We start from the raw sequence: 7,434 nt of genomic DNA, 5'->3' as shown, positions 1-7,434 counted from the left end.
GGTTTAGCCAGTTCAATTCGCTGAAGCAAATAAGGTTTAAAGGGGGATAATTTAGTCGGTTGTTGACTTCTTTTAGCATAAGTTGGCATTGTCTGTTGTTGTAAATGATGTTTTACGGTGTTACGGGATATACCCAACTCACTGGCAATTTTTCGAAGGCTTTGTCCTTGTGCAAAGCGAACATGAATATCCACAAATATCTCCTTGGTTAACATAAATTATCCGTACAAAAATGTGCGAATAATACCAAGTGGATCAGTTTTAGATGATCGTTAGTGGATCAGTTTTGCATGATCGGTGACACCTATCCAATAAATTAATTAAAAATAAAACTAAATTGTATAGAAAATTCTGTTAAGCACACGTTTAACATGTTGGAATTAATCTCAATTTATTTTTATAACAAAATTTAAGCAAGAAATTTATATAAAACAGGCAAAATTTGTCTTCAAAATTAGACTGTTAAATATAATTTGCATAAGTAATATTAATAAAATAACTATAAATAATAAATTAAAGGCAATAAATTAATTTCCTTTATAATACATCTCATTAATCTTTTATTATTCTATTAAACAAATTAAATAATCTTGTTTTCTAATTAATAAAAAAGCATCGATCATTTACTATCGATGCTCTGTTAATTTAGCCAACTACCCTTATTTAGTCAGATCATCAAAAAACTTTTTCACACTATCTAAGAAACTCTTTGAACGAGGGCTATTCTTACCACCACTTTCGCCATTCAAGGATTCACCAAATTCTTTTAGCAATGCTTTTTGTTTTTCATTTAATTTAACCGGGGTTTCCACCAGAATGCGGCACATCAAATCACCCGTCATACCACCACGAACAGGCTTAACACCTTTTCCTTTCATACGGAAAATTTTTCCTGTTTGTGTTTCAGCTGGGATTTTGAGGCTCACCCGACCATCAAGTGTCGGTACATCAATTTCACCACCCAATGCTGCAATCGTAAAATTAATTGGCACTTCGCAATATAAATTATTCCCATCGCGCTCAAAAATAGCATGCCGTGTGACATTGACCTGAACATAGAGATCACCGGCTGGAGCGCCATTTTCACCGGCCTCACCTTCACCATTTAAGCGGATCCGATCGCCAGTATTAACTCCTGGAGGAATTTTTACCGATAAAGTTTTGTATTTCTCTACTCGTCCATGGCCATGACATTTAATGCAAGGTTCTTTGATGATTTGGCCACGACCATGACAAGTTGGGCAAGTTTGTTGAACTGCAAAAAATCCTTGCCGGATCTGCACTTGGCCTGCACCATGACAAGTTGAGCAAGTTTCTGGTTTGGTGCCTGGTTTAGCGCCACTTCCGTTACAAACATCACATTTTTCCAGGGTTGGAATACGGATCTCTTTACTGACACCACGAACTGCTTCTTCTAAGGTTAATGTCATTTCGTACTGAAGATCTGCCCCACGAGCCGACCGCTGACGTCGACCACCACCAAAAATATCACCAAATACATCACCAAAAATATCACTAAAATCAGCGCCAGAAGCAAAACCCCCGCTAAAACCGCCACCCATACCACCTTGTTCAAAAGCAGCATGTCCATATTGATCATAAGCAGCGCGTTTTTGCGCATCAGTTAAAATTTCATAAGCTTCTTTAATTTCTTTAAACTTACTTTCTGCTTCCTTATCTCCCTGATTACGATCTGGATGATACTTCATCGCCAGACGTTTATATGCTTTTTTGATCTCTTTTTCGTCAGCTGTTTTAGTAACGCCTAAAACTTGATAATAATCTCTTTTTGCCATATTTATTTTACCCTTAACACACGGAAACGGGCGTAGAGTTCCCCCAACGCCCGTACTCGGTTTTCAGTAACAGAGGAAATAATCCTAACACTATTACTGTGCCCGCTAAGGGCCACTATTTTTTATCTTTATCCTTGTCGTTGACTTCTTCAAATTCAGCATCAACAACATTATCATCCCGCTTAGGCTGGGCGCCTGCGCCTGCATCAGTTGTACCTGCTTGAGCTTGCTGTTGAGCTAACTCTAGTAGTTTGGCAGAAGCTTGAACTAAAGCTTGTATTTTCTCTTCAATGACAGCTTTATCTTCACCTTTGATCGCAGTTTCCAGCTCAGAAATAGCTTTCTCTATATTAGTTTTATCATCAGCAGGTAACTTGTCAGCTGCTTCTTCAATTTGTTTACGCGTACCATGAATCAATTGATCAGCCTGATTACGTACCTGAACTAACTGTTCAAACTTAAGATCTGCTTCCGCATTGGCTTCTGCATCGCTTACCATTCTTTGGATTTCATCTTCTTTCAGACCAGAAGATGCTTTAATGGTAATCTTCTGTTCGCGGCCAGTATTCTTATCTTTGGCTGACACATGTAAAATACCATCAGCGTCAATATCAAAGGTAACCTCAATTTGTGGCATACCACGCGGTGCCGCTTGAATACCATCCAAATTAAACTGTCCTAATGATTTGTTATCATTTGAACGTTTACGTTCACCTTGCAATACATGAATGGTAACTGCCGACTGGTTATCTTCTGCTGTTGAAAACACCTGACTGTGTTTAGTCGGAATAGTGGTATTCTTGGCAATTAACGTTGTCATTACACCACCCATAGTTTCAATACCTAAAGATAGTGGAGTTACATCAAGTAACAAGACATCTTTCACATCACCCGCTAAGACACCACCTTGTACCGCCGCACCAATAGCAACCGCTTCATCAGGGTTAACGTCTTTACGAGGTTCTTTGCCGAAGAAGTCAGCAACCGCTTTTTGCACCATTGGCATACGCGTCTGACCACCAACAAGAATGACATCATTTATATCATTAACATTTAAACCTGCATCTTGCAGTGCAACTTTCAATGGCTCCATTGAGCGTTTAACCAAATCTTCAACCAGTGATTCAAGTTTTGCTCGCGTCACCTTAATATTCATATGTTTCGGACCACTGGCATCTGCGGTAATGTAAGGCAGATTGACATCGGTCTGCTGAGCAGAGGAGAGCTCAATTTTAGCTTTCTCTGCTGCTTCTTTTAAGCGTTGCATTGCTAACGGATCATTGCGTAGGTCAAACCCTTGCTCTTTCTTAAATTCATCGACCAAATAATTGATCAGACGATTATCAAAGTCTTCACCACCTAAGTGAGTATCACCATTAGTTGCCAGCACTTCATAGGTTTTTTCACCATCGACTTCATCAATTTCAATAATTGAAATATCAAAAGTACCACCACCTAAGTCATATACCGCGATAGTACGGTTACCTACTTCACGATCTAAACCATAAGCAAGCGCCGCTGCAGTTGGTTCGTTAATAATACGTTTTACATCTAAACCAGCAATGCGACCCGCATCTTTAGTTGCTTGACGCTGAGCATCATTAAAATAAGCAGGCACAGTAATAACAGCTTCAGTAACAGGTTCACCCAAATAATCTTCCGCCGTTTTTTTCATTTTTTTCAACACCTCAGCGGAAACCTGAGGAGGAGCCATCTTTTGCCCCTTAACATCCAACCATGCATCACCATTATCTGCGGCAATGATTTTATAAGGCATAATAGAAACGTCACGTTGAACTTCTTCATCTTCAAAGCGACGTCCAATCAGACGCTTAATGGCAAAAAGTGTATTTTGTGGATTTGTCACTGCCTGTCGTTTTGCCGGCTGCCCCACAAGAATTTCACCATCTTGTGTATAAGCAATAATAGAAGGTGTGGTACGATCACCCTCACTGTTTTCCAATACCCGCGCACTTGCGCCATCCATAATAGCTACACAAGAGTTAGTTGTACCCAGGTCAATCCCGATAATTTTACCCATCTAAACAGCCTCCAAAGGGAATTCTTAACCAATCTAGTTACCAACCTATATGAGGTTCATTGAACTTTTTTTCAAGGGATTTTTTCCCTGACCTCAAAAAAATCTATCTAACGAGGCACCTTGTGACAGGTTGATAGATTGACCATTGGTAACTACGCTTTTCATTAAAATGGGGACATAAAAATATTCATCAAGGGGAAAGTAAAAAATTATTTTTAGATGAAAAGTCATTTTAATCTTTGTTTTGAACCTAACACTACCTATTATACTTGCTTTTCGTAACCCCCAATAGCATATATTAATTTATATCCTATTGAATATTATATATTTAATGACATTTAGAGGAATTTATGAGTGCAAATAATATTGCCAATCCGGGCCCATTAGGTTTGATGGGTTTTGGTATGACAACCATTTTATTAAATATTCACAATGCAGGATTTTTTCCATTAACTTCAGTAATACTAAGTATGGGTATCTTCTATGGTGGTATTGCTCAGATTATTGCCGGTATTTTTGAATATAAAAAAGGAAATACATTTGCCGCAACTGCATTTTCATCATATGGCTTGTTTTGGCTAAGTTTAGTTGGCTTACTAATGCTGCCTAATATCGCGTCCGTACAAGCAACATCAGCAAATTTTCTCGCAGTTTACCTAGCACTTTGGGGTATCTTTACCTTGTTTATGTTTATCGGCACATTAAAAGCCAATCGCGTCCTACAATTTGTTTTTGCTAGTCTGACGGTACTTTTTGCGCTGTTAGCGATTGGTAATTTGTATGAAAACAAAACCATACTTACTATTGCCGGTTTTGAAGGCATTATCTGTGGCGCCAGCGCTTTTTACCTTGCTATGGCTGAAGTCATTAATGAACAATTTGGCCGCACAATATTACCTATTGGTCATCATTCTTAAATAGCATCCAGCGATATTAATAAAGCAGTTTATGCTGCTTTGTTAACTACTGGTTAGATGTGATTTTATTAATAAACAACAGCAACAGGCCATTATTCAGGCCATCAATCAACTAAAAGCATTATCGACATTACTCCCCAAGCATATCGCAATGCCGCTTTAAATTACCGTTAGAAATTTAATGCCACTCACAACGCCAGGGGCTTTTTTAGCTAAAAAAGGACAATTGCGCATGAACACGACTATCGATCCGAATCCTTTGTCGATGGAACAAATAATAAAACAGCAATGACAGGATGAAAGGAAGTAACTCATTAGCCTGTTTTCTGTCCATTTAAAATACGCTGGCTTACCAAATTACGTCAGCGCGGAAAAAACAACATTGCCGTGATCAACCATAAATGGAAAAATGAAGCTTTTACGCCGAAAGATGGCCAGCGCTATTTAGTTAAAGTCTGGTCACGTATTCGTGCCGCCTTCGCTGACAACGAAGTCAATGTTTATGGTGTCCGGGTGGTAGAAACTCATCATGACGCCACCCCGCACTGGCATTTGCTACTTTTTACCGATAAGGCTAGTCGCGCCAAAGCGATTGAAATTATGCGCCAAAAAGCACTGGCGGATGACCCTGACGAAAAAGGGGCGCAGCAACATCGTTTTGCATGTAAGCATATGAATAGAGGTGGTGCCGTTGGCTACATTGCTAAATACATCGCTAAAAATATCGACGGTTACGCACTAGACGGGGATGTTGACTTTGAAACTGGCAAGCCACTGACTGAAATGGCCGCTGCCGTCACTACCTGGGCATCGACCTGGCGGATCCCACAATTTCATTTTTATAATCTTCCTTCAAAAGGGGTTTACCGTGAATGTCGCCGCTTAAGAAGCCTATCCGTTGCCGACAAATTAGGCGAAATTGCCGAACAGGTCAGAAAAGCGGCCGATGAAGGTGATTTTGCTGCCTATATTCAAGCCCAAGGCGGCCCCTGTACTCCACGCAATCAACAAACCCTGCGCGTTGCCTACCAAACCAACGACCAGCTCAACGCTTACGATGAAGAAGTGCAAAAAGTGGTCGGCATTTATGCCCAACTTAACCCCGCCGCCGAGATAATAAAAACCCGTTGCCGCAAATACCGATTAGTAAAGAAAGTCCCTGCTAGCGAGGACGAGGAGCCTTTAAAAAGCGCCATCGGCGCGCCTCGGAGTTCTGGCAATAACTGTAGAAATGGGGGTTTGCAGGGGGGTTAGATAGGGGGTGTTTTGGGGGAAGGGAGGTTTGGTGAGGAGTTTGATTTTAAAGAGAATTATTACCAGCAAATGAAACATGACAATGAAAAAACAGATAAAAATTTTTCGCAAAAGGCAATAATTTCATTTATTAATTCATGTTAACATATTATTATTCATAAAATAATAACATTAAAAAATTGAATATATTTATTAATAATTAAATGCAATATTTTTGATATAAACTTGATTATTTATTGTTAGTAAAAAGTAATAAAATGATAAAAAATTTAATTTATACAATAATATAGTTTCTTAAAAATAATCCTTTAAAAATAATAAAAACCATATTAATATATTTGGGTTACCGCATGAGGAACTTCTCTATCTCCTATTCACATAATATATTGCTTTATATGAAGTGTATAAAGGCTGTTAATGGCAACATTAATAATCTTGTAAGGGAGAAAAGCCATGCTAAAGCCAGTTATTGTTCGGCAGTACTTGCGTTTTAGATTTGGCCGCTGGGAAACGGTGTGCCAGCACTGTCGATCATGGCCTAGACGCTAAAGAATTATCCTCATCGGTAACTCCTTTTATTCAATACCTCGCATTTTATTATAATGCCTTAAGTCTCCTGTTTTTTCAAAAATTTTCTTAAATAAATCTAAATAATGATTAGCAGTCATCTCTCCTAACATATGAACGTTGAAAGAGTCAGAGTGGGAACTTCTATTTATAAATCGATAAAAAGCACGATAGTTCTGATCTTCAGTTTCACTCAATAAATTACATAGTTGTTTATTTAGATCATCAATTTTATACACAAATGAAAAATAATATTCCAATATATTTCTCATTACATTAGGTAATATAGCAGTTGGTGCTTTATTTTCACTAGCATCTTTTATAATTTGCCAAAAAGACTGATACTCATTCTTAATTTGCTCTTTTTCCATTCCCTCAACTTTTGAGTTTGAATTTTTATATACTCTATATAAATTATATTTTTTAGTAAATTTTTTCTCCCCAGGGCCTAATTTAATTAGCTCATGAAAAAAGAATAGATTATGCGTCAGAATAATAACTTTAGAAATCATTTCGTTATTTATAATTTTATAATGAATAAAAGATGCTATATCATAAATATAGTTTTGTGATAGACTTGATATAGGATCATCTATAACAACAGAACATAAGCACGCCTTTGGCGTGAGCATCGCGGCAAAGGCGCTCTATTTCTAGGCAATTCCCTTCTCGTCTTTTATACTCTGCTCTATGTACATCCCCAGACCTGCAAAACTGCTATTTCAATACGATGACGGATGGAACCTTTTCATCGAAAATAATCACATAGATGAATGGCAACTACTCTCTGTCGAAAAGATGCTCGCCTGCAGCACCTGCGCTATGGGCGTTCGCCGTTATTGCTGTTCTTCACCTGAAT

General features: G+C 38.3%; 6 protein-coding genes and 2 pseudogenes. 4 read left to right on the top strand and 4 right to left on the bottom strand.

The features are described 5' to 3' along the window. The 3 genes from G468_RS0115125 to dnaK all read right to left on the bottom strand — a co-directional run. Positions 1–215, bottom strand: a 215-nt coding sequence (locus G468_RS0115125) for a helix-turn-helix domain-containing protein (RefSeq protein ID WP_162143434.1), incomplete at its 3' end; no start/stop codon positions are given. A 444-nt stretch (positions 216–659) separates the two neighbouring features. Continuing rightward, entirely contained in the window at positions 660–1,796 is a 1,137-nt protein-coding gene (gene dnaJ / locus G468_RS0115120; protein ID WP_026823787.1) for a molecular chaperone DnaJ, read from the bottom strand. Between the two features lie 115 nt (positions 1,797–1,911). Further along, the gene (gene dnaK / locus G468_RS0115115) at positions 1,912–3,837 is read right to left on the bottom strand and encodes a molecular chaperone DnaK (protein ID WP_026823786.1); all 1,926 of its coding nucleotides are present in this window, start codon (positions 3,835–3,837) and stop codon (positions 1,912–1,914) included. Positions 3,838–4,187: 350 nt separating this feature from the next. Between dnaK and satP the strand changes: the two genes are divergently transcribed. The 3 genes and pseudogenes from satP to G468_RS0115105 all read left to right on the top strand — a co-directional run. Next, positions 4,188–4,754 (top strand): acetate uptake transporter, encoded by a 567-nt coding sequence (gene satP, locus G468_RS0115110; RefSeq protein ID WP_026823785.1) that lies wholly within the window; start codon positions 4,188–4,190, stop codon positions 4,752–4,754. Between the two features lie 49 nt (positions 4,755–4,803). Beyond that, the gene (locus G468_RS25140; protein WP_162143435.1) at positions 4,804–4,917 is read left to right on the top strand and encodes a DUF5347 family protein; all 114 of its coding nucleotides are present in this window, start codon (positions 4,804–4,806) and stop codon (positions 4,915–4,917) included. Between the two features lie 188 nt (positions 4,918–5,105). Then, positions 5,106–5,993: pseudogene (locus G468_RS0115105) on the top strand (replication endonuclease); the annotation flags it as partial. Between the two features lie 590 nt (positions 5,994–6,583). On the opposite strand, the gene G468_RS0115095 reads toward G468_RS0115105, so the two are convergent. Further along, entirely contained in the window at positions 6,584–7,207 is a 624-nt protein-coding gene (locus G468_RS0115095; RefSeq protein WP_026823783.1) for an AAA family ATPase, read from the bottom strand. Positions 7,208–7,265: 58 nt separating this feature from the next. Between G468_RS0115095 and G468_RS25455 the strand changes: the two are divergent. Beyond that, positions 7,266–7,434: pseudogene (locus G468_RS25455) on the top strand (IS91 family transposase); the annotation flags it as partial.

Source organism: Arsenophonus nasoniae DSM 15247 (assembly GCF_000429565.1).
GTDB lineage: Bacteria > Pseudomonadota > Gammaproteobacteria > Enterobacterales > Enterobacteriaceae > Arsenophonus > Arsenophonus nasoniae.
This window is presented reverse-complemented; position numbering and strand designations above follow the sequence as displayed.